The 22,662-nt window shown below is 69.5% G+C and carries 18 protein-coding genes; 10 read left to right on the top strand and 8 right to left on the bottom strand.

The genetic code is table 11. The features are described 5' to 3' along the window. The first annotated feature begins 162 nt into the window (after nucleotides 1–162). From WG212_RS16420 to WG212_RS16400, 5 genes are read left to right on the top strand one after another with little or no spacing between them, the layout of a single operon-like run. Nucleotides 163–1,812 carry an AMP-binding protein gene (locus WG212_RS16420; protein ID WP_337188194.1) on the top strand — a complete coding sequence of 550 codons (1,650 nt, stop codon included), beginning with the start codon at nucleotides 163–165 and terminating at the stop codon, nucleotides 1,810–1,812. Then, complete coding sequence (locus WG212_RS16415) at nucleotides 1,812–2,591, top strand: SDR family NAD(P)-dependent oxidoreductase (RefSeq protein WP_337188193.1); 780 nt, start codon at nucleotides 1,812–1,814, stop codon at nucleotides 2,589–2,591. Before WG212_RS16420 ends, WG212_RS16415 begins: the two co-directional genes overlap by 1 nt. A gap of 30 nt (nucleotides 2,592–2,621) precedes the next feature. Then, entirely contained in the window at nucleotides 2,622–3,854 is a 1,233-nt protein-coding gene (locus WG212_RS16410) for a cytochrome P450 (RefSeq protein WP_337188192.1), read from the top strand. Nucleotides 3,855–3,864: 10 nt separating this feature from the next. Next, a complete protein-coding gene (locus WG212_RS16405; protein ID WP_337188191.1) occupies nucleotides 3,865–4,695 on the top strand; it encodes an enoyl-CoA hydratase-related protein in 831 nt (276 codons plus the stop codon). A 2-nt stretch (nucleotides 4,696–4,697) separates the two neighbouring features. Beyond that, nucleotides 4,698–5,876, top strand: a complete 1,179-nt coding sequence (locus WG212_RS16400; protein ID WP_337188190.1) for an acyl-CoA dehydrogenase family protein — start codon at nucleotides 4,698–4,700, stop codon at nucleotides 5,874–5,876. 26 nt (nucleotides 5,877–5,902) lie between these two features. On the opposite strand, the gene hutC (WG212_RS16395) is transcribed toward WG212_RS16400, so the two are convergent. Both hutC (WG212_RS16395) and WG212_RS16390 read right to left on the bottom strand, forming a co-directional pair. Beyond that, nucleotides 5,903–6,616: a histidine utilization repressor gene (hutC, locus tag WG212_RS16395; RefSeq protein ID WP_337188189.1), complete on the bottom strand. Its 714-nt coding sequence runs from the start codon at nucleotides 6,614–6,616 to the stop codon at nucleotides 5,903–5,905. Further along, nucleotides 6,613–7,974 carry a formimidoylglutamate deiminase gene (locus WG212_RS16390; RefSeq protein WP_337188188.1) on the bottom strand — a complete coding sequence of 454 codons (1,362 nt, stop codon included), beginning with the start codon at nucleotides 7,972–7,974 and terminating at the stop codon, nucleotides 6,613–6,615. Before WG212_RS16390 ends, hutC (WG212_RS16395) begins: the two co-directional genes overlap by 4 nt. Before the next feature lie 84 nt (nucleotides 7,975–8,058). Between WG212_RS16390 and hutI the strand changes: the two genes are divergently transcribed. Genes hutI through hutU form a run of 4 tightly spaced genes read left to right on the top strand, consistent with a single transcriptional unit; the run spans nucleotide 8,059 to nucleotide 13,280 of the window. Continuing rightward, nucleotides 8,059–9,264: an imidazolonepropionase gene (hutI, locus tag WG212_RS16385; protein WP_337188187.1), complete on the top strand. Its 1,206-nt coding sequence runs from the start codon at nucleotides 8,059–8,061 to the stop codon at nucleotides 9,262–9,264. Beyond that, complete coding sequence (hutH, locus tag WG212_RS16380) at nucleotides 9,261–10,793, top strand: histidine ammonia-lyase (RefSeq protein ID WP_337188186.1); 1,533 nt, start codon at nucleotides 9,261–9,263, stop codon at nucleotides 10,791–10,793. The genes hutI and hutH overlap by 4 nt, the downstream gene beginning before the upstream one ends. Continuing rightward, nucleotides 10,790–11,605: an N-formylglutamate deformylase gene (gene hutG, locus WG212_RS16375; RefSeq protein WP_337188185.1), complete on the top strand. Its 816-nt coding sequence runs from the start codon at nucleotides 10,790–10,792 to the stop codon at nucleotides 11,603–11,605. The genes hutH and hutG overlap by 4 nt, the downstream gene beginning before the upstream one ends. Nucleotides 11,606–11,612: 7 nt before the next feature. Then, complete coding sequence (gene hutU, locus WG212_RS16370; protein WP_337188184.1) at nucleotides 11,613–13,280, top strand: urocanate hydratase; 1,668 nt, start codon at nucleotides 11,613–11,615, stop codon at nucleotides 13,278–13,280. Between the two features lie 57 nt (nucleotides 13,281–13,337). On the opposite strand, the gene WG212_RS16365 is transcribed toward hutU, so the two are convergent. From WG212_RS16365 to WG212_RS16345, 5 genes are all read right to left on the bottom strand, one after another. After that, nucleotides 13,338–14,705: a TIGR00366 family protein gene (locus WG212_RS16365; RefSeq protein WP_337188183.1), complete on the bottom strand. Its 1,368-nt coding sequence runs from the start codon at nucleotides 14,703–14,705 to the stop codon at nucleotides 13,338–13,340. Nucleotides 14,706–14,868: 163 nt separating this feature from the next. Further along, nucleotides 14,869–17,295, bottom strand: a complete 2,427-nt coding sequence (locus WG212_RS16360; protein ID WP_337188182.1) for a TonB-dependent receptor — start codon at nucleotides 17,293–17,295, stop codon at nucleotides 14,869–14,871. A gap of 252 nt (nucleotides 17,296–17,547) precedes the next feature. Next, the gene (locus WG212_RS16355) at nucleotides 17,548–18,516 is read right to left on the bottom strand and encodes a 2-oxoglutarate and iron-dependent oxygenase domain-containing protein (protein ID WP_337188181.1); all 969 of its coding nucleotides are present in this window, start codon (nucleotides 18,514–18,516) and stop codon (nucleotides 17,548–17,550) included. Nucleotides 18,517–18,575: 59 nt separating this feature from the next. Next, a complete protein-coding gene (hutC, locus tag WG212_RS16350; RefSeq protein ID WP_337188180.1) occupies nucleotides 18,576–19,310 on the bottom strand; it encodes a histidine utilization repressor in 735 nt (244 codons plus the stop codon). Further along, the gene (locus WG212_RS16345) at nucleotides 19,307–20,416 is read right to left on the bottom strand and encodes a hypothetical protein (protein WP_337188179.1); all 1,110 of its coding nucleotides are present in this window, start codon (nucleotides 20,414–20,416) and stop codon (nucleotides 19,307–19,309) included. The genes hutC (WG212_RS16350) and WG212_RS16345 overlap by 4 nt, the downstream gene beginning before the upstream one ends. Before the next feature lie 77 nt (nucleotides 20,417–20,493). On the opposite strand from WG212_RS16345, the gene WG212_RS16340 reads away from it, so the two are divergent. Beyond that, complete coding sequence (locus WG212_RS16340) at nucleotides 20,494–21,534, top strand: ABC transporter substrate-binding protein (protein WP_337188178.1); 1,041 nt, start codon at nucleotides 20,494–20,496, stop codon at nucleotides 21,532–21,534. 4 nt (nucleotides 21,535–21,538) lie between these two features. Here the strand turns inward: WG212_RS16340 and WG212_RS16335 are convergent, their stop codons facing one another. After that, entirely contained in the window at nucleotides 21,539–22,585 is a 1,047-nt protein-coding gene (locus WG212_RS16335) for a putative sulfate exporter family transporter (protein ID WP_337188177.1), read from the bottom strand. Between the last annotated feature and the right edge of the window lie 77 nt (nucleotides 22,586–22,662).

Below are 22,662 nucleotides of genomic sequence, written 5' to 3'. Positions count from 1 at the left end.
CACGCTTGAACCCAGCTCACCTGTCCGGTCATCCGTTTCGCTTGTGGGGACGGGGGCTTCTGACACGGTTGGGCAAACGTCGGCGCGGTCGCATGCGCCGGCTTCAGGGGGAGGAAGAGGCGGTATGTGGCGTCACGTGACCGGCGGCGAAGGGGCGTTGCGATGAGCGCGTCGATGCCCTGGCACTTCGCAGCCGTGTGGGATGCGATAGCCGAAGCGGTCCCGGACGCCCCGGCGGTCGTGGAGGGCCCGCTCCGGCGCACCTGGCGCCGCTACGAGGAACGGGCCGCGCGGGTGGCCAGCGCCCTTGTGGCGGCCGGTCTCGGGCCCGATTCGAAGGTCGCCATCTACGGATACAACTCCGCAGCCTACCTCGAAGCGCTCTACGCCGTGGTCAAGGCGCGTTGCGTGCCGGTGAACGTGAACTATCGCTACGCCGAGCAGGAACTCGCCTATCTCCTCGACAACGCCGACGCCGAGGCGGTCATCTTCGACGCCCAGTTCGGGCCGCGGCTGGACGCCGTGCTGCCGGCGCTCTCCGGGTTGAAGCTTCTGGTCGAGATCGACGACGACTCGGATCTCCGCCTGACCCGGGCGGCGCGCCTGGAAACCCTGGTCGAGACGTATCCACCGCTCACGCCCGGGGACTATTCGGAAGACGACATCTGGATGCTCTACACGGGCGGCACCACCGGCATGCCCAAGGGCGTCATGTATCGGCAGGGCGACTACAGCCGCGCGATGCTGGCCGGCTTCGACTGGGTGGGTCTCCCGCGGCCTGCCACCCGCGAACAGCTTCAGATCGCGGTGCGCCAACTCCAGGCCGACGGCCGCGCGCCGGTGAGCGCTCCGGCGTGTCCGTTGATGCACGGGACCGGCCTGAACGGCGGGGTGCTGCTGCCCCACGCGCTGGGAGGCTGCGCCGTCGTCTTCCGCAACACGGGCTTCGACGCCGACGCGCTCTGGCGGCTGGTGGCGGCGGAACGGATCAGCGACCTGACCATCGTGGGCGATGCGTTCGCCCGGCCGATGCTCGCCGCGCTGGAAGCGGCCGAGGCGGCGGGACGGCCCTACGACGTGTCGTCCCTTCGGCGCATCCTGTCGTCCGGCGTGATGTTCTCGCGCGAGATGAAGGAGGGCCTCCTCCGCTTCGCCGACATCACCATCACCGACAGCATGGGCGCCAGCGAGGGCGGAATGGCCAACTCGACGGTCTCGCGCGCCCATCCGCCCCGCGAGACGGCGCGGTTTGTCGCCAACCCGAGCACCAGGGTCTTCACCGAGGACGGCCGCGAAGTCACGCCCGGTTCCGACGAGGTCGGCCTGATCGCCAACGGCGGCTTCTCGCCCATCGGCTACTACAAGGACTCGGTGAAGACCGCCGCCACCTTCCGGGTGATCGACGGACAGCGCTACTCGTTCCCCGGCGACTTCGCCAAGGTGGCCGCCGATGGGGGGCTGATCCTGCTGGGCCGCGGGTCGAACTGCATCAACACGGGCGGCGAGAAGGTCTTCCCCGAGGAGGTCGAGGAGGCCTTGAAGGCGCACGCGGCGGTGACCGACGCGCTGGTGGTGGGCCTGCCCGACGCGCGGTTCGGCGAGCGCATCGTCGCGGTCGTCTCCACGGCCTCGGAGGACGCTCCCGACGAGGAAGGTCTGATCGCCGCCGTCCGCGCCCGGATTGCGGACTATAAGCGCCCGCGCGCCGTCGTGTTCGTCCGGGAGGTGCGGCGTGCGCCCAACGGCAAGGCGGACTACGCCTGGGCCCGAGCCGCGGCCGTCGAGGCCCTTGCCGCCGCGGAGGCGCGCTGATGGCGTTCGTCGCAGAGCTCAGCCGCTCGGTGCAGGGCCGGGTGGTGCTGATCACGGGCGCGGCCAGCGGCATCGGCCGCGCCACCGCCCACGTCTTCGCGCGGGAAGGCGCCAGGGTCGCGGTGACCGACCGGGCCCAGGAGGACGCCGATCGTGTGGCCGGGGAAATCCGCGCGGAGGGCGGGGAGGCGGTCGGATGGGCGCTCGACGTGGCGGACGGCCAGGCGATCGAGACGGTCGCGGCCGCCGTGGCCGAGCGCTTCGGCGGGCTGGACATCCTTGTGAACAACGCCGGTACGACCCGTGTGCTCAAGATCGACGACGGCCGCTACGACGCGGCCTGGGACTTCCTGCTGCCCATCCTGCTGGGCTCGCACCAGCGGATGATCCGGGCGGCCCTGCCGCACCTTCGCCGCTCGGAGGCCCCGCGCATCGTCAACATCGCCTCGACCGAAGCCCTCGGCGCGAGTTCGCCGGGAAGCATCTATTCCGCCGCCAAGGCGGGTGTGACGGGCCTGACGCGATCGCTGGCCGTCGAGCTGGGGCGCGAGGGCATCACGGTCAACTGCATCTGCCCGGGGCCGATCCACACCGGCATGACCGCCGCCATCCCGGATGACAACAAGACCATCTACGCCCGGCGCCGCACCGCGCTGGGCCGCTATGGCGATCCCGCCGAAGTGGCGCACGCGATCCTCAACTTCTGCCTCCCCGCCTCGTCCTATGTCACCGGCGTGACCCTCCGCGTCGATGGCGGGCTGATGGTGCGCAATGCCTGAACCTTCCCGCCCACAGACCCGGAGGCGCCCGTGATCGACACCCTGGAAGCCGCCCGGGCGGACGCCTATGCGACGCCGCTCGAGGAGATCAACGTCCACCGGCGCGAACTCTTCCGCGACTACACCCTGTGGCCCTATTTCGAACGCCTGCGGAAGGAGGCGCCGATCCATTGGTGCGCGGCCGGCGAGCCCAACCCCTACTGGTCCGTCACGCGCTATGCCGACATCCTGGAGGTGAACTCGAACCATCAGGTGTTCTCGTCGGAGGATGGCATCGCCCTCAGCGACAAGCCCAAGTTCCAGAACATGGGCTTCATCGCGATGGACCCTCCACGTCACGACGCCCACCGCAAGGTGGTCAGCCCGATCGTGGCTCCGCACAACCTTGCCCGTCTCGAAGGCCTGATCCGTTCGCGCGCCGCCGAGATCCTGGACGACCTGCCGGTGGGCGAGACGTTCGACTGGGTGGACCGCGTGTCGGTCGAACTCACCACCCAGATGCTGGCGACCCTGTTCGATTTTCCGTTCGACGAGCGGCGCAAGCTGACGCGGTGGTCGAATGTGGCGTCCAGCGAGCCAGGCTCCGCCTATGTGGCGACCGCCGAGCAGCGCCAGGCCGAACTCATGGAATGCGGCGCCTACTTCGCCCGCCTGTGGAACGAGCGGGTCAATGCGGATCCGGGCAACGACCTGATCTCGATGCTGGCCCACAGCGACGTGACGCGGAACATGACGCCTGAGGAATTCCTGGGCACCATCCTTCTGCTGGTCGTGGGGGGGAACGACACCACCCGCAACTCGATCACCGGCAGCGTGGTGGCGCTCAACGACTTCCCCGAACAGTACGACAAGCTGTTGGCCGATCCCGCTCTCCTCGCCAGCATGGTGCCCGAGGTGATCCGCTGGCAGACGCCGATCGCCTACATGCGGCGCACGGCGCTGGCCGACGTGGAGATGCACGGCAAGACCATCCGCAAGGGCGACCGGGTGCTGATGTGGTACGTCTCGGGCAACCGCGACGACACCGTGATCGAGAATCCCGAGGCGTTCGTCATCGATCGCGAGCGGCCCCGCCAGCACATGTCGTTCGGGTTCGGCGTGCATCGCTGCGTCGGCAACCGCCTGGCCGAGCTCCAGCTCAGGATCGTCTGGGAGGAAGTGCTCAAACGCTTCGGGCGCGTGGAGGTCATGGAGGCTCCGCAGCGGGTCTACTCCACCTTCATCAAGGGCTATGAACGCCTGCCCGTGCGGCTCCACGCCTGAGGCCGCCGAGATGACCTACGAACAGATTCTGGTCGAGCGTCGCGGGCCGGTGGCGCTCGTCACCCTGAACCGGCCGGAGCGGATGAACGCCTGGACGTTCCGGCTCCAGGCCGAGCTCAACCACGCGTTCGCCGCCGCGGAGGCCGACGACGCCGTCCGGGCCGTCGTCGTCACGGGCGCAGGCCGGGCTTTCTGCGCCGGCGCCGACCTGTCGGGCGGAAGCGACACCTTCGCCGGGGCGGAGAGCGGCGGCATGGGCTCGGAGGCCGACGCCGCGCGAATGGCGAAGAAGGTCCAACCCTATCGCATGCGCACCCCGATCATCGCGGCCATCAACGGCGCGGCCGTCGGCGCCGGCCTGACCCTGCCGATGATGTGGGACCTTCGCGTGGTGGCCGAGGACGCGAAGCTGGGCTTCGTCTTCAACCGCCGGGGCGTCATGCCCGACGCCGACCTGCTTTGGACCATCCCGAGGATGATCGGCTATGGGCCGGCGATGGACGTCCTGCTGACGGGGCGCATCTTCGACGGCGCCGAGGCCAAGGCGATGGGGCTGGCGCACCGATCGGTTCCGCGCGAGCAGGTTCTCGAGACGGCGCTCGGACTGGCCCGCGACATCGCCGAGAACACGGCGCCCGCGTCGGTCGCGATCACCAAGCGGCTGATGTACGACTTCCTCACCGAAGGCTGGTCCGAGGCGGCCCGCCTCCAGCGCGAGATGTTCGACTGGACCGGCCGCCAGCCCGATGCGCGCGAGGGCGTCATGTCGTTCGTGGAGCGGAGGCCGCCGGCGTGGACCCTCTCGAAGACGAAGGACTGGCCCGAGGCCCTGGGCGACTGACCATGTCACGAGAGCTCTCCGCCTTCCGCCGCGAGGCGCGCGACTGGCTGGCCGCCAACTTTCCCGTGGCGCTGGCCGCCGATCCCGCCCTGCAGGCCGTGGATGTCCACGGCCCGCCCAACACCCATCCGGACCATGTCGCCTGGAAGCGGCGGATGGGCGAGAAGGGCTGGGGTGTCCCCACCTGGCCGCTGGCCTACGGGGGTGGCGGGCTGTCGCGTGACGAAGCCAGCGTGCTGGCCGACGAGATGGCGCGGATCGGCGCGGCCAACCCCATCGTCGGCATGTCGGTCAGCCTGCTCGGTCCCACACTCCTGGAGTTCGGCGACGAAGCCCAGAAGCGGCGGCATCTGCCGCCCGCCGCCCGCGGCGAGACCCGCTGGTGTCAGGGCTACTCCGAACCCGGCGCGGGCTCGGATCTCGCCGCCCTCCAGTGCCGGGCCGAGGATCACGGCGACCATTTCCGGGTGACCGGCCAGAAGCTCTGGACCAGCGGCGCCCACTACGCGGACTGGTGCTTCTGTCTCGTCCGCACCGACACCACGAAGAAGCACGAGGGCATCAGCTTCCTGCTCATCGACATGCGCTCGCCCGGTGTGGAGGCGCGGCCGATTCCGCTGATCTACGGCTGGTCGACCTTCTGCGAGGTGTTCTTCACGGATGTGGCCGTCCCGAAGGAGAACCTGGTCGGTCCCCTGAATGGCGGCTGGGCGATCGCCAAGCGCCTCCTGCAGTTCGAGCGCACGGGGATCGGCGGAGCGCGCGGAGCCGGGGCGGTGTCGCTGGCCGCGCGCGCCAAGGCCTATGGCGGGACGGACGCCGACGGGCGGCTGCGCGACGGCGACCTGCGCGCGCGGATCGCCGCCCACGATGTCGACGCGCGCACCCTGGCGCTGATGCTGGAACGCCTGCGCGCCGAAAGCCGCGCCGACCAGGCGAGGGCCGGCCTGGACTCGGTCGTGAAGAACGCGGCGGCCGCGGTCTCGGCCAGGCGGCGCGAACTGCTGATCGAGATCCTCGGCGGACAGGGCCTGGGCTGGTCCGGCGACGCCTATGGGCCCGACGAACTGGACGCCGTCCGCGACTGGCTCGCCGACAAGGCCAAGTCGATCTATGGCGGCACCACCGAAGTCCAGGACAACGTCATCGCCAAGCGCATCCTGGGACTGCCCGCCAGGTAGAGCGTGGGGATGCGCGCTGCCGCGGATCAGGGGTCCGGGCCGAAGCGGGCGACGAGGTTGAAGACCTCGCCGGGGAAGATCTGCAGCACCCGGGTGACGTGCTCTCCGGTCCGCCAGGTCTTCCGGTCGACCACGAGGCAGGCCGTGCCGGGGTCGAGGGCGAGGCGTCGCGAAATTTCAGGGTCGGCGTTCACCGCGCCGATGCGGCTTTCGGCCTCCGTCCAGGCCACGTTTTCGAGCAGCCAGGCGCCAGGGGGACGCTCGGTGAAGGCCGCGTTCGCCATGTCCGGCGCCGCCTTCAGGCTCACCAGGCGGCGCTCGAGCGCGAACGGCCGGCCCGCGGCGTCATGCACACCTTCGAGGTCGAGCAGCCGGCCCCCCGCCGCCAGCGCCTGTTCGTCGGCGTCGTTGCGGCGTGCGGCCCGGATCCGGCGCGACAGGAGGCGGAAGGTGTAGGCCTCGCCGCGCGCCAGCACCGCGGACTGGATGTCCGGGATGTTCAGCACCGGCGCGTGCATCTTGGGCGGCGCGACGAACGAGCCCGCGCGTTTCCGCCGGACGATCAGGCCGGCGTCGGCGAGGGAGGACATCGCCTTGCTGACGGTCATCCGCGCGCAGCCGTATTCGGCCATCAGTTCGGTCTCGAACGGAACCCGGTAGCCCGGCGGCCACTCGCCCGAGCGGATGCGCGTTTCTATGTCCCCGCGAATTCGCTGATGCAGCGGCCGCGACGCGGTCAATCCAGTAGCCTCCTCAGCGCGAGCCTGTAGCGTTCGACGAATTCGGCGCGCCGCACGTGCCGACCGTCGCGCACCACCTGACGACCTCGCCGCCATACGCCGTCGACAGCTTCACGGCCGGCCGCGAAGACCCAGCTGTCGAGCAGGGCGTCGCCGTGGCGATTGAAGAGGCTCGGATGATTCTCATCGAGAGTCAGGAAGTCGGCCGGCGCGCCGGGCGCGAGCCCGGCGTCGGTGGCGAGCGCCTGGGCGCCGCCCGCCAGCGCCTTCTGGAACAGGCTGACGCCGGTCGAGGCGCCCGGCGCGTCGGCGAGCACGTTGCGGCCCTTCGTCGACAGGCGTTGTGCGTACTCCAGGCTGCGGAGCTCCATCGCGGCGTCGATGTGGATGTTGGAGTCCGTCCCCAGACCGAAGCGTCCGCCGGCGGTCAGGTACGCCTCGCTCGCGAACACGCCGTCCCCCAGATTGGCCTCGGTCACGGGGCATAGTCCCGCCACGGCCCCACTCAGGGCCAGCGCGCGCGTCTCTGCGGCCGTCATCTGGGTCGCATGCACCAGGCACCAGCGGGCGTCGACCGCCGCGTTCGCGATCAGCCACTCCACCGGCCGCGCGCCCAGGGCGGCGACGCAGTCGGAGACCTCCTTGTCCTGCTCGGCGGCGTGGATGTGGACAGGCGCGTCGCCGGCGGCGTCCAGCAGGACGGCGAGTTCATCGGGCGTGACGGCGCGCAGGCTGTGGGGGGCGATCCCGACGCGCGCGTCGGGCAGTCGCCTGGCGGCGACGCGGCTGGCGTCCAGCAGCCGCGAGAAGCTGTCCAGCGTGTGGATGAACCGGCGCTGGCCGGGTTTGGGCGGCGCGCCTCCGAAATCCGAATGCGCGTAGAAGACCGGCAGCAGGGTCAGGCCGATCCCCGTGTCGGACGCGGCCGCCACGATCCGGTCGGTCAGTTCGGCGGGGTTGTCGTACGGCGCGCCGTCGGGCGCCTGATGCAGATAGTGGAACTCGCCCACGCGGGTGAAGCCGGCTTCCAGCATCTCCGCGAAGGCCAGGTCGGCGATGGCCTCGACCATGTCCGGGTCCAGCCGGTCCAGGAACCGGTACATCACCTCGCGCCACGTCCAGAACGTGTCGCCGGCCGGACCGCGGATCTCGGCCAGCCCCGCCATGCCGCGCTGGAACGCATGGCTGTGGAGGTTGCACAGACCGGGGAGGGCGACGCCGTGGCGGAGGTCGCCCGGCCGGATCGCGGCGCCGGCGTCCACGGCTGCGATGATCCCGTCGTCCACCTCCATTCGAACGCCGCGCGCCCACCCGGTCGGAAGCAGGGCCTGGTCGAAGAAGAAATGCGCTCTGGTCACTGGACAACCCCTGGCGGATGAAAATATGTCTATACTTATTGGCGCGCGCTGCAAGAGGCGTGCATGTGTGGCGAGGGTGATCGCTTGCGCTGCGACACGGTCTGGACGAACGCGCGACTGGCCACGCTCGCCCCAGGGCGGCCGGGCCTGGGCGTGGTCGATCGCGGCCTGGTCGCGGCGTCCGGCGGCCGGATCCTCTACGCAGGCCCGGCCGACGGCGCGCCGGGGTTCGAGGCGGCCGAGGTCGTCGACTGCGAAGCACGCTGGATCACGCCCGGCCTGATCGACCCCCATACCCATCTGGTGTTCGCGGGCGACCGCGCCCACGAGTTCGAGCTGCGATTGAACGGGGCGAGCTATGAGGAGATCGCCCGCGCCGGGGGCGGGATCGTCTCGACCATGGCGGCCACCCGCGCCGCCGCCGAGGCGGCGCTCCTCGCCGCGACGCTGCCCCGCCTCGACGCCCTCCTGGCCGAAGGCGTCACCACCGTCGAGGTGAAGTCCGGCTACGGGCTTTCGCGCGAGCATGAGCTGAAGTGCCTTCGCGTGGCGCGGCGGCTCGGCGACGTGCGCGCGGTGGGGGTGCGCGTCACGTTCCTCGGCGCCCATACGACTCCGCCCGAGTTCAGGGACGATCCCGACGCCTACGTCGATCTCGTCTGCGACGAGATGATACCGGCCGTGGCGTCCGCCGGACTGGCCGACGCCGTGGACGCCTTCTGCGAGACCATCGGGTTTTCGCCCGAGCAGGTCCGGCGTGTGTTCAGCGCGGCGCGGGCGCACGGCTTGCCGGTGAAGCTGCACGCCGAACAGTTGTCGAACCTCCAGGGGGCGGCCCTGGCGGCCGCGTTCGGCGCGCTCTCGGCCGATCATCTCGAACACCTCACCGAGGCGGACATCGCCGCCATGGCGCGCGCGGGCACGGTGGCCACGCTGTTGCCCGGCGCCTTCTACTTCACGCGCGAGACGCGGCGTCCGCCGGTCGAGGCGCTGCGCGCGGCCGGCGTGCCGATGGCGCTGGCCACCGACTGCAACCCGGGCACCTCGCCGCTCACCTCGCCGCTGATGGCCATGAACATGGCGGCCACCCTCTTCCGGATGACGGTCGAGGAATGCCTGGCCGGGTTCACGCGCGAAGCGGCGCGTGCGCTGGGCCTGCTCCACGAGACCGGCTCGCTGGAGGCCGGCAAGCGGTGCGACCTGGCGATCTGGGATGTCGAGCGGCCGGCCGAACTTGTCTACCGCATGGGATTCAACCCGCTCCATGCGCGCGTCTGGAGGGGTGAATGACAGTGACGGTCCTGCGTCCGGGCGAGACGGCGCTCGCCGCGTGGCGGGCGATCTATCGCGGCGCCGCTGCGACGCTCGATCCGGCGTCCCACGCGCCGATTCTGGCGGGCGCGGAGGCGATCCGGCGAATCCTGGCGAAGGGCCAGCCGATCTACGGGATAAACACCGGCTTCGGTAAGCTCGCGAGCGTCCGGATCGACGCGGCGGACCTCGAGACCCTGCAACGGAACATCGTCCTGTCGCATGCGGCCGGCGTGGGCGATCCGTCGCCCGAGCCCGTCGTCCGGCTGATGATGGCGCTCAAGCTCGCGAGCCTGGCGCAGGGCGCCTCGGGCGTGCGGCTCGAGACCACGGCGATGCTGGAGGCCATGCTGACGCGGGGGCTCATGCCGGTCGTGCCGTCCCAGGGCTCGGTCGGCGCTTCGGGGGATCTCGCCCCCCTCTCGCATATGGCCGCCGCCATGATCGGCGTGGGGCATATCGATTTCGAAGGCGCCCGCATGCCGGCCGCCGAAGCGCTCTCCGCCGCGGGCCTGACGCCGCTCACCCTGGGTCCCAAGGAAGGGCTGGCGCTGCTGAATGGGACGCAATTCTCAACGGCGAACGCCCTGGCGGCGCTCTTCGAGACCGAGAGCCTGTTCCAGACGGCGCTGGTGACCGGCGCCTTGTCCATCGAAGCGGCGAAGGGGTCGGATACGCCCTTCGATCCCCGCATCCACGCCCTGCGCCGACACGCGGGACAGATCGAGACCGCGGAAGCGCTGCGCCGCCTGATGGCCGGGTCCGCGATCCGCGCCTCGCACCTGGTGGACGACGAGCGCGTGCAGGACCCTTACTGCCTGCGCTGCCAGCCGCAGGTGATGGGGGCTGTCCTGGATCTGTTGCGCCAGGCCGGGACGACCCTGGCGACGGAGGCCAACGGCGTCACCGACAACCCCCTCATCTTCGTCGAGGGCGATGAGGCGCTCTCGGGGGGCAACTTCCACGCCGAGCCCGTGGCGTTCGCGGCCGACATGATCGCGCTCGCGATCTGTGAGATCGGTTCGCTGGCCGAGCGGCGCGTGGCCATGCTCGTCGATCCGGCGCTTTCCGGATTGCCGGCCTTCCTGACGCCGAAGCCGGGCCTGAACTCGGGCTTCATGATCCCCCAGGTCACCGCCGCGGCCCTGGTCTCGGAGAACAAGCAGCGCGCCTATCCGGCCAGCGTGGATTCCATCCCGACGTCCGCCAACCAGGAGGACCACGTCTCGATGGCCGCCCACGGCGCCCGCCGGTTGCTGGAGATGGCGCGGAACGCCGGCGCCGTTCTGGGCATAGAGCTGCTGGCGGCGACCCAGGGATGCGACTTCCACGCGCCGCTGGCGTCCAGCGCGCCCCTCGAGGCGGTGCGCAGGCTGTTGCGGAGCCGGATCCCTCGCCTGGACGAGGACCGCCACTTCCATCCCGACATGGAGACGGCGAACGGGCTGGTGATGTCCGGGGACGTCGTGCGCGCGGCGGGCGCAGTGGTTCTGCCGGGGGTCGCATGACCGATTGGCTCGAAGTGCGTCGCGGCGAAGCGCCGCTGATCGTCAGCTTTCCGCACACCGGCGTCGAAATCCCGCCCGAGCTGGAGCCGCGACTGGTTTCCCCCTGGCTCGCGCGGAAGGACGCCGACTGGTGGATCGACCGGCTCTACGACTTCGCCACGGACCTGGGCGCGACGACGGTCCGCACGCGGATATCTCGCACCGTGATCGACGTGAACCGCGATCCCACCGGCGCCAGCCTCTATCCGGGGCAGGCCACCACCGAACTCTGCCCGACCACCACCTTCGATGGCGAGCCCCTGTACCGTCCGGGCGCCGAGCCGGGTCCGGCGGAGATCGAGGCGCGGCGCGCCACGTGGTTCGACCCCTATCACGACGCGCTGGCCGCCGAGATCGAACGGCTGCGCGACCGCCACCGCGCCGTGGTCCTCTACGAAGCCCACTCCATCCGGTCGGTGATCCCCCGGCTGTTCGAGGGCGAGCTGCCGAACTTCAACCTGGGCGCCAACCAGGGCCGGAGTTGCGATGCGGCGCTGACGGCCGCCGTAGCGGCGGCCTGTGACACCCCGCCGTTCAGTCATGTGATCGACGGCCGGTTCAAGGGGGGCTGGACGACCCGCCGCTACGGGCGGCCCGACCTGGGCGTCCACGCGATCCAGATGGAGCTCGCCTGTCGCGGCTACATGGACGATCCGCGCGAGCCGCCGACGCCCCAGACCTGGCCGACGCCCTACGCGGAGACCCGGGCCGCGCCCATGCGCGCGGCGCTCGTGAATGTTCTGAAGGCGTGTCTCGCCTTCGCCCAGTCTTGAGGCCTGTATGACCCGCAAGGATCCCAATCGTATCATCCGCCCCGCCACCGGCGCCGAGCGCTCGGCGCGGAGCTGGCTCACCGAAGCGCCGCTGCGGATGCTGATGAACAACCTGCATCCGGACGTCGCCGAGCGTCCGGACGAGCTGGTCGTCTATGGCGGCATCGGCCGCGCCGCGCGGGACTGGGAGAGCTTCGACCGGATCGTCGAGGTCCTGCGCAGGCTCGGAGACGACGAGACGCTGCTCGTGCAGTCCGGCAAGCCGGTCGGCGTGTTCCGCACCCACGCCGACGCGCCCCGGGTCCTGATCGCCAACTCGAACCTGGTGCCCCGCTGGGCGACCTGGGATCACTTCAACGAACTCGATCGCGCCGGCCTGGCGATGTACGGGCAGATGACCGCGGGCTCGTGGATCTACATCGGCGCCCAGGGCATCGTTCAGGGCACCTACGAGACGTTCGTGGAAATGGGTCGCCAGCACTATGCAGGCGACCTCTCCGGGCGCTGGCTCCTCACGGCCGGTCTGGGCGGGATGGGCGGCGCGCAGCCGCTGGCGGCGGTCATGGCCGGCGCGTCGTGCCTCGCCATCGAGTGCCAGCCGTCGAGCATCGAGATGCGCCTGCGCACGGGATACCTCGACCGGTCGACCGAAGACCTCGATCAGGCGCTGGACTGGATCGAGCAGTCGGTCCACGACAAGCAGCCCATCTCGGTCGGTCTGCTCGGCAACGCCGCCGAGGTGCTTCCGGAACTGTATCGGCGAGGCGTGCGGCCCGACCTGCTCACCGACCAGACCTCGGCCCACGACCCGGTCAACGGATACCTGCCCAGGGGCTGGACGCTGGAGCGCTGGCTCGCCATGCGGGCCCAGGACCCCAAGCAGGTCGAGGAGGCCGCCAAGGCGTCGATGGCCGAGCATGTCCAGGCGATGCTCGACTTCCAGGCCGCGGGCGTGCCGACGGTCGACTACGGCAACAACATCCGCCAGATGGCCAAGGAAGCCGGCGTGGCCAACGCCTTCGACTTCCCGGGCTTCGTGCCGGCCTACATCCGCCCGCTGTTCTGCCGCGGGATCGGGCCCTTCCGCTGGGCGGCGCTATCGGGCGATCCGGAGGATATCGCCAGGACGGACGCCAAGGTGAAGGCGCTGATCCCGGACAACCCGCACCTGCACAACTGGCTCGACATGGCCGCCCGCCGGATCAAGTTCCAGGGCTTGCCGGCGCGCATCTGCTGGGTGGGCCTGGGCGATCGGCACAGGCTGGGGCTGGCCTTCAACGACATGGTCGCGAGCGGCGAGCTGAAGGCGCCGATCGTGATCGGCCGAGACCACCTCGATTCCGGCTCGGTCGCCTCGCCCAACCGGGAGACCGAGGCCATGCGGGACGGCTCGGACGCGGTCTCGGACTGGCCGCTGCTGAACGCTTTGCTGAACACGGCCTCCGGCGCCACCTGGGTGTCCCTCCACCACGGCGGCGGGGTGGGCATGGGCTTCTCGCAGCATTCGGGGATGGTCGTCGTCTGCGACGGCACCGAGGCGGCGGCGCGGCGGATCGAGCGCGTGCTCTGGAACGACCCGGCGACGGGCGTCATGCGCCACGCCGACGCGGGCTATGAGGTCGCGCTGGACGTCGCGCGCGAGAAGAAGCTCGACCTGCCCGGCATCCTCGGCTGAAGCCTGGCCCCCCGAAGCCGTGGCTTCGGGGGGCCAGGAGGCCAGAGGTCGTGGGCGTCAGAGACCGAGGGCGACGGCGGCCACCATCGCGGCCGAGGACAGCAGCATCAGCTTCACCATCAGCGGCCAGACGAAGCGGACCCAGGCGCCGTAGGTCACGCCGGTCAGGCCCAGGATCGCCATCAGGAACGGGTTGGTGGGGATGATCAGGTTGGTGAAGCCGTCCCCGAACTGGAACGCCAGGACCGAGGCCTGGCGCGAGACGCCGACGAGATCTCCGATCGGGGCCATGATCGGCATGGTCGCGAACGCCTGCCCGCTGCCCGACGGGATGAAGACGTTGAGGAACGCCTGGATCAGGAACATGCCGACGGCCGACGCCTCGGCCGGCAGGGCGGCCAGCGGCGTCGCGGTCATGAACACGAGGGTATGCAGAACCTGGCCGTCCTCGAGGATCAGGCCGATCGCGCGGGCGACACCGACGAGGAGGGCCGTGCCCGTCAACCTGGCGGCCCCGGCGAGGAAGGCGTCGCAGGCCTCGTCGATCCTGAGGCGCGCGATCAGCACCGCGCTGAAGCCGAGGCCGAGAAAGAGCGCGCCCACCTGAGGCAGGGACCACCTGGCCAGGACGATGCCCGCGACGAGCGCGACGACGGTGAGGCCGAGCGCACCCAGGACGAGCGCGCGCGTGAGGGTCATGGGCGGAAAGTCCGACGGCGCGCTCCGGTCGGTCGCCGGCGGCGGGGCAAGCGCGCGCGCGGGGTCCAGGCGGACCCGGCGCGCGTAGCTCCAGACGTGATGGAAGCCCACCAGGAACGCCAACGCCAGAACGATCACCCGGAACCACAGGCCCGAGCCGATCGGCACGCCGGCGATCTCCTGGGCGACCACGACGGTGAAGGGGTTGGTGGTGGAGGCGCCGTAGCCGACGCCATAGCCCACGAGCAGAATGGCGCTGGCGGTCATGGCGTCCAGCCGGACGGCGGCGCACAGGGCGACGAGCATCGCCGTGAAGGCGATGTACTCCGAGGCCATGCCGAACGAAGCCGACAGGAGGGTGAAGATCGCCATGCCGAAGAAGATCAGCAGGGTCTGGCGTCCCTGGAAGCGGATCATGGTCCGCCCGATGGCCGCCTCGATGGCGCCGGTCTTCTGGAGGACGCCGAACACGCCGCCCATCAGGATGACGAAGAAGATCACGCCCTGGGCCGAGGCGAACGCCTTGGGAATGATCGTGAAGAGGGTCCAGGGCGGCAGATAGGTGCGATCGGGGAAAGCCGCGTAGGTGCCGGGAACGACGACCTTCTGTCCGTTCGCGGCCTCGGCCATCTGATAGACGCCGGGCGGCAGCAACCAGGTGGCGACCAGCGCCAGCACCATGACGGCCAGCAGGAGCGCCAGCGTGTGGGGCATCCGCAGCTTCACGCCGCGACCTCCTCTATGGGCGCCTCGGGCATGCCGGGGCACGCGCGGAGCGGGGCATGTGGCAAAGGCGCGGCGGAAGAGGACGATAGCGCCCGATCCCGTCGCGCCGAGACATCAAACCGTCGGATGCGCGGGCCAGGAGCCCGGCCCGCGCATCGACCGGTCAGAAGCGCTTGCTGACCGAGACGTAGTAGTATCCGCCGTTGCCGCCTTCCGGGGCCACGAGATCGTAGTTGTTGAACCCGTTGAAGCGGTTCTGCGGGAGCGGACGGTCGGGATAGCTGTCGAAGAGGTTGTCGGCCCCCACGGTGATCTTGGTCTGGTTCCAGAAGCTGTAGGAGACGGCGAGCTTGGCCACCCACTGGGCGCTGAACACCTGATCGTTGGCGGGATTGGCGACGGTGTTCTTGTACTTGCCGTAGCGCACCGCGGTGAAGTCCACGGCGAACGGGCCCGAGGTGTAGTTCAGCGCCGCCGTGACCTTGCTGTCGGGCGCCCATTGGGTGAGGTAGCCCTGCGACACGCGGCCCACCAGCACGAGGCCGGTGCCGGCCAGAGCCGGCGGGTTCGCCTTGATCGTGTCGATACCGACGTCGTTGAAATTGGCGGCCAGGGTGGCGCCGAACTCGCCGACGCCGTCCCATGACCAGTTGTAGCGCGCGACGACGTCCACGCCCTTGACCGTGATGTCGGCCTGGTTGGCGAAGAAGCGGACCGCGCTGACGTTCGTCACGCCGAAGCCGGCCAGGATCGAGGCCATGGCCGCCCCGGTCAGGTTGTCCACCGGCAGGATTACATCATCGAGTTCGATCCGGTAGGCGTCCACCGTCAGCGACAGGCCCGGCGCGGGGCGCAGAACCAGACCCGCGGAGAAGTTGGTGGACTTCTCAGGCTCCAGATCCTGCGCGCCGAGCGCGCGCGCCACCGGGTTCGTCACCGGATAGAACGCCGACACGCCGAGGAACTGAGGGCCGGTCGGCGGCTGAATCCACAGCGAGGTGGTCTGCGACGCGCCGACCTGCCCCATGCTGGGCGCGCGGAAGCCGTTCGAGACACTGGCGCGGACCGCGATGGCGGGCGTGAAGTCGTACCGGCCGGAGAGTTTGCCGGTTACGGTCGAGCCGAAGTCCGAGTAGTCCTCGAAGCGCACGGCGGCGCCGAGCTGGAACTGTTCGGTCAACTGCTGCTCGAGCCCCAGATAGGCGCTCAGGATCTCACGGTTGTACTTGCCCGCGTCGGCGGGCTGGAGCCCGGCGAAGTCGGCCGCGCCCGGGCTCGGACGGCGCCCGGCGTTGGGGCCGTCGAGGATCGGCACGCCGCCGTCGGCGTAGGACGCGAAGTCGCCCGCGTCGATGGAGAACGTCTCTTCGCGATAGCCGACCCCGGCCGAAAGCGTGATGGGGAACTTCGAGAAGCTGACGGGTATCTCGCGCACGTAGTCGAGCTGCGCGTTGAACTGTTCCTGATTGTAGTTTCCGAGGAAGAAGTCGTCCGGCGTGGCGAGGCCGAAGGTGGCGTTCTGGGAGTTGTACATGCTGGAGGATTGCCGGCCGTGGCCGTACTCCAGGCTGAAATCGAAGGTCCCCGCGGCGCCGGCGTCGTACTTGAGCCCGCCAGCCACGTCGTAGTTTCGGAAGATGTAGGCCACCTGGGCCATTCGACCTGCGGGGAACAGCGCGCGGACGTTGTTGTCCGCCGCCGGACGGATCATGTATTTGGTGATCGATTTCCGGTACGCGGCCGTGCCGAACCCATAGACGGTCAGGTTCTCCGCCAGATCGTACTCGCTGTTGAAGCTGCTGACCGCCGAGCGCGCGTTGGGATTGCCGTAGAAGCCGAAATCCTTATCGACGAGCGCTTCGCGGGGGTCGCCCGGGAAGAAGTAGGTGCGGATGTCGGGGTTGTCGCGATCCGTCGTGCCGCTGTTGCGAAGGTGGGTGGTGACATTGAGGAAGCCGCTGTCGCCCAGGGGAACCGTGTACCATCCCGCGACGTCACGGCTGACGCCGTCGCCCTTGTAGAACTCTCCATAGGTGGCGCTGACGAAGCCGCCGGGTTCGTTACCCCGGAGCACGACGTTGACCACCCCGGCCACGGCGTCGGAGCCGTATTGGGCCGAGGCGCCGTCGCGGAGCACCTCGACGCGCGCCACGGCTTCGAGCGGCAGGTCGTTGAGATCGACCGGCTGGGAGCCGCGGCTCCATTCGTTGCCGGTGGAGATCTTGGCGGTCGGGTTGCGGCGCTTGCCGTTCACGAGCACCAGCGTGTTGCCGGCCGGCAGGCCGCGAAGCGACACCGAGTTGGCCAGGCGTGCGCCGATGATGCCCCCCACCTGAGAGAAGCTCGCCGACGGAACCTGGGTGCGAAGGGATTGCACGAGCGTGGGGGAACCGTTCGTTCCCAGAGCCTCTGCGCTGACCACGTCGACCGGCGTGGCCGACGACAGGGCCGTGACGTCGGCGCGCTTGGTGCCGGTGACGACGATCTCGTCGATGGCCGTCTCGCCTGCGCCGCCTTGAGCGTACACAGGTGCGGCCGCGAGGCTCGCGGCGAGCGCCAGAAGGCTCGTCTGTGCGAAGGCGTATTTCATTCAGATTCCCCGTTCTATTGGACGCTGCCGTCCGATTTCTGATGACGCCACTCCTGAAGGCCCCTGCCCGCCGCGTCCGGACGATAGTTATCTAGACAACTCGCAGCGGCGAGACTTTCCTGCTCCGAAACCCCTCTAAAACCTGGAGCAATCATATGTGCATTTGTATAGGCATGTATGCACGAATTTGGTGCGTCTAAAGTCTATCTATCAAATAGGAATAAGCTTGGCCAGAGCCGGCGCCGCCTCTCGTTATGCGACGTTCGTGCTTTGTGACCGGTACTTGAAGGAGTCGTCGATCCGCCCGAGGATGTAGTCGCCCGCGGCCACGGGTTCGTAGCGCGCCGTCGCGTTCTTGAGGCCGAGGTCGAGAGGATCGACGACGGCGGAGTAGTCCGGGTCGTAGAAGGTGGCGATCGACATCCGCTTCTTCCCGGATCGGTTGACGACCCTGTGCGGCGTCGACGCGAACCTGTCGTTCGACCACCGCGCGAGCAGGTCGCCGACGTTGATCACGAACGATCCGTCGATCGGCGGGGCGTCGATCCACCGGCCGTCGAGGTTGCGCACCTCGAGGCCGCCGATATCGTCCTGCCAGAGCAGGGTGATGCAGCCATAGTCCGTGTGCGGAGCCACGCCGAACTGATCGTCGCCCATCTGGGGGGGCTGAGGCGGATAGAACACCGCCTGCGTGCGCTGCATCCGCTTCCGATAGCGGCCGACGAAGAAGTCCGGGTCGATGTCCAGACTGACGGCGACGGCGCGCAGAAGATCCTGCCCGCAGACGCCGATGGCCTCGTAGTAGGCGTAGAACGCTTCCTGCACCTCGGGCATGAACGCAGGCCAGTTGTTGGGGCCGCGAAGGGCTTGCCCGGCGAGGACGTCAGGGTCGTCGGCCGGCAGTTCGAGTCCGATGCCGAAGAACTCTTTGAAATCGGGCTTCTTGGCCTGGTACATCAAGGCCCCGCCGATTTCGTGCCAGCCACGGTGGATGCTGTTCACCGCGACCCCGCGCTTCTCCTCCGCCGGCCGATCGAAGAACGCCCGCATCACCCGGACGGCCCGGTCGATGACCGCCTGCGGCACCCCATGGTTGGTGATGTAGAAGAAGCCGCTCGCCGTGCAGGCTTCGTGAATCTGCCGGGCCACGGCGGCCAGTCCCGCCGCATCGCCCGACCGGGCGGGAGCGAAATCGATAAGGGGAATTGCGGCGCTTGACATCTGGACCTCCTCCGAAGGTCGGAGCCTAGGCGCTGTTCAGTTGTATAGGCAATTCGATTCTATGTCGTGGCCGGCACCTTGTAGCGGCTTCCGAGGCTGTAGCGGGATCCCGGATAGATGAAGAAGCTCTTGGTGGCGGCGACCCCGTCCACCCAGGTTCGCCGCATGCGCAGCAGGCAGGCCTCGTCGGCGCCGACACCCATGAGAGCCTGCGTGCGCTCGTCCGCCAGGGCGGCATAGAGGATCTGTTCGACCTCGGTCGCCGCGCCGACGTCCTGCAGATATCGGCCGGGCGTCATCTGGGTGAAGTCCTGCTCCAGGTAGTGGGGCGCGAAGGTGGGGTTCACGAACCGCTCCTCCAGCTGGATGGCCGAATCCTCCTCGAAGTGGACGACCACCGAGTGGAAGATCCTCGCGCCCACATTCAGCTCGAAGGTGGTCGCCAGTTCGATGTTGGTCCGGATGGCGCCCAGTTCCACCACCTGGGCCCGATGGCTGTTGCCCCGCTTGTGGATCTCCTCGCTGATGTCGCTGATCGACACGAGGTCGGATCGCGGCGTGGGTGCGGCCACGAAACTGCCGACGCCCTGGAAGCGTTCGATCACGCCCTTGTCGGAGAGTTCCCGAAGGGCGCGGTGGACCGTCATCCTCGAGATGCCGAACCGCTCGACGAGTTCATGTTCCGAGGGCAGGCGCGCGCCGCGCGGCCACTCGCCGCTGGCGATCCGCGACAGGATCTCCTCCTTCACCTGCTCGTAGAGCGGGGGCGATCGCGTCTTCGCCGCGGAGTTCACGAGGACGCCCCTTCGAGCCCCAGGGGCCGCGGGGTGGTGAACGACGTAGGGTCCAGGCCGAAGCTCTCGATCAGCCTGCGATTCTCCGGGCTTTCGAAGAACGCGAGCCGGCCCCGGTCCCAGATGACCTCGCCGTCCAGTTCTATGGTGGCGTCGAAGACCTGCCCGCAGACGTCGCCCGGCGCATCGCCGCACATGTGGAAATGCACGTAGCGAGGGCTTCCGAAGGCGATCCCGCTCCATCGGTCGATGTTGGTCAGGGCCGGGCTCGCGTAGTAGGTCGCCGGGTTCAGGCCGCAATGCCAGGAGTTCAGGCTCCGGGCCTCGCCGCCGAACAGATCCGCCACGCGCGTGAGTTGTCGCTCGATCCTGGCGGCGAGCGCAGGCTCGGCGCCTATGCCGACGATCCGGCCGGCCTCGATCGTCAGGCGCACCGTCTCGGGCAGGGGAATCACGCTGTCGGGATAGTCGTGGATGTAGGTCGAGGTCAGGGCGTGGCTGACGGCGAGCACGCCGCTGGCCGCCGTCGCCGGGAATGGCGGCAGGATCATCGCCGGGAAGGTCCGCACCGTGAAGTCGCCTGCGCGGGCGTCGTCGGGAACGATCTTCGCGGCCAGGTCGGTGCCGTTCGGGCAGGTGATGCGATAGCTGCCCGCGGCGGCGAGGCGGCGCGACAACCGGGACTGGAGTTCGGTCATAAGCGCGAAGGGCGTCGTCGCGAACCGGTCTTCCAGGTACTCGAAGTCCAGGGCGTAGCACATGGTCTTGGAGCCCACGCCCGGAAGAGGGTGGAAGCGAAGCTGGTCTCCGGTGCGCGTGAGGAAGATCACGTGGTCGGCCGCGCCGATGGCCGCCATGACCTCGGCGGGCGTCTCAGCCGGCCCGGCCACCGGCGGCACGGCCAGGAGGCGGGTCCTTGCGCCCAGCGCTTCCGCGGCGGTGGCGAGATACGGGCCGAGGTCGTCGTCGTAATGCCCGAGGCCGGGCGGTTCGGTGAGAAGCAGGACATCGTCGCCGGCTTTGACCTGTGCACAGTCTATCAGCAGGTTGCGAGCGCCTTCGGCCGCGGCGGCGGCCTGTCGACCGCTGAGAGCGTCCATCGTCAAGATTTCATCCATCGAGGGCTTGCGGAGGCATGAGCAAGTCTGTTCAGTTGTATATACAGTTGTCAAGGCAGGCTCCGATGTCCATCGACACCCTCTGGTTCACGCGCTGTCCGGCGCCGACCGCTGCGTCCGTCGCGATCCGGAACGGCTGGCTGGCGGACGAATTCCGCCCAGATGGAATAGACGTGCGGTCCCTGGCCTCTTCGAACGATCGCGCCGTCCACCTCTCCCACTACAATCACACCCAGGCGAACTCCTTCAGGTTCGGCGGGTACGTCCCGCCGTTCGTGGCCGCATCCCGGGGGTCTGACCTGAAGGTGCTGGGCGTCGCCTGGCCGGATCGCGCCGCGGCGCTCTACGCCTTGCCCGAGTCCGGCGTCCGCGGGCCGCAGGACCTGCGCGGCCGCCGGTTCTCCCTGCCGCGGCGGCTGAACGACGACACCGACTGGTGGCGCGCCCTGGTCCTGGCCGGATACCGGCACGCTCTGCATCTGGCCGGGCTTTCGTTCGACGACGTCGAACTCGTGGAGGTCGAGATCCGCCGCGCCTATGCGGACGATGCTGTCACGGGCAGCGGCGCCGGCCAGTCCCTGTGGGGCGCGCGCAGCCAGTTTGCGGTCCAGCGGGAAGAGGTTCGCGCCCTGATGGCGGGAGAGGTCGACGTCCTCTACAGCGACGCGGCGATGGGGGCGATCCTGGACGCCTTCCTCGGCCTGACGACGGTCATCGACCTCGCCGCGCCCGAGCGGGAGGGGGATACACAGCATGGACACCCCCTGGTGCTGACGGCGAGCGGCGCGCTGGTGGACGAACGCCCCGACATCGTGGCGCGCTGGCTGGCGCGGTTGCTGGACGCCGACGCCTGGGCGCGGAACAACGTCGAGGAGATGCGCCGCATCATCGCGGTGGACACCGGACTGCCGGAGGACTTCGTCGAGGCGGCCTACTCCGACCGTATCTATGGTCAGTTGGATGTCTCGCTCGAACCCGGCCGGGTCACGTTGCTGCGCGCCAAATACGATCATCTCGTGGACGGCGGCTTCATACCGCCGGCGGTCGATTTCGACGCCCTGATCGTCCCGGGACCGCTGGCGGCGGCCCGCGCATTGCGCGGGTAGGCGTTCACACGCCCCAGGCTTTGACCAGGCCGAGGGAGAGGCCTGCGATGAAGAGCGACGCCGCGCCCGCCAGGACCAGCGGCCGGACTCCCTTGCGCTTCAGGCGCGTGACGTCCACCTCGAGCCCCATCGCCGCCAGGGCCATGGTCATCAGGAAGGTGACGAGCTCCGCCGAAGTCTTGACGATCAGCGACGGCAGGGGGATCAGGCTCGCGAACGCCACCGCCCCCATGAAGCCGAACAGAAACCAGGGGGGCGCGGCGGCGGCCGACGGCCCGGCCCCGCCCGACGCCCAGGTCCGCCGCGACGCCCAGGCGAAGACCAGCACCAGGGGCGCCAGGAGCACGACGCGGCTGAGCTTGGTGACCATCGCCGCCTCGCCCGCGGCTGGACCGTTCTGGAATCCGGCCCCGGCGACCTGCGCGATCTCGTGCACCGCGGCGCCCGTCCAGACGCCGTAGGCCCGGGGCGTGAGATCCAGCAGGGCGGGTGCGAGCGGAAACGCGAACATCGCCAGGGCGCCGAAGGCTGTGATCGCGGCGACGGCGTAGGCGGCGTCTTCGTCGTCGGCGCGAACCACGGTGTTGAACGCCGTGATCGCCGATGCGCCGCACACCGAGACGCCGCCCGCGATCAGGACGGCGAAGCCGCGCTCGATCCCCAGGAGCCGTCCGAGCCAGAGCGAGAACAGAAAGGTGGCGCCGAGCGCCGCGACGGCGACCCCCAGGCCAGGCAGGCCGATCAGCGCAATCTGGCCGATGGTGAACTGTAGACCGAGGAGCACGATGGCCATGCGGAGCAGGCGCCTCTGGCTGAACACGACGCCCATCCGCGCTGCGTCGGGCACGCCGATCAGGTTGCGGATCGCCATGCCGAGGATCATCGCGAGGATCAGGGGGCTGAGCGCCTGCAGGCTCTCGACGGTCCTGAGGCCGAACGCCGCCCAGGTTATGATGAGGGTCAGGACGACGCCGGGGGCGTGGAGGCGCGCCAGCCCGAGCCACCCGCTTGCCGTATCCAGCGCCGGCTCCGGCGGCGTCGCAGGTCTCATGCGCCGGCGCCCCGACCGCTGCGCGGCCGTGTTCGGTGATGGGTCTGATCGGTCCGGCTGCGCCGCATGGGTCCCCC

Source organism: Phenylobacterium sp., assembly GCF_037189685.1.
Lineage (GTDB): Bacteria > Pseudomonadota > Alphaproteobacteria > Caulobacterales > Caulobacteraceae > Phenylobacterium.
The sequence above is the reverse complement of the archived record's forward strand: the minus strand, read 5'-3'. Positions and strand labels throughout refer to the sequence as shown.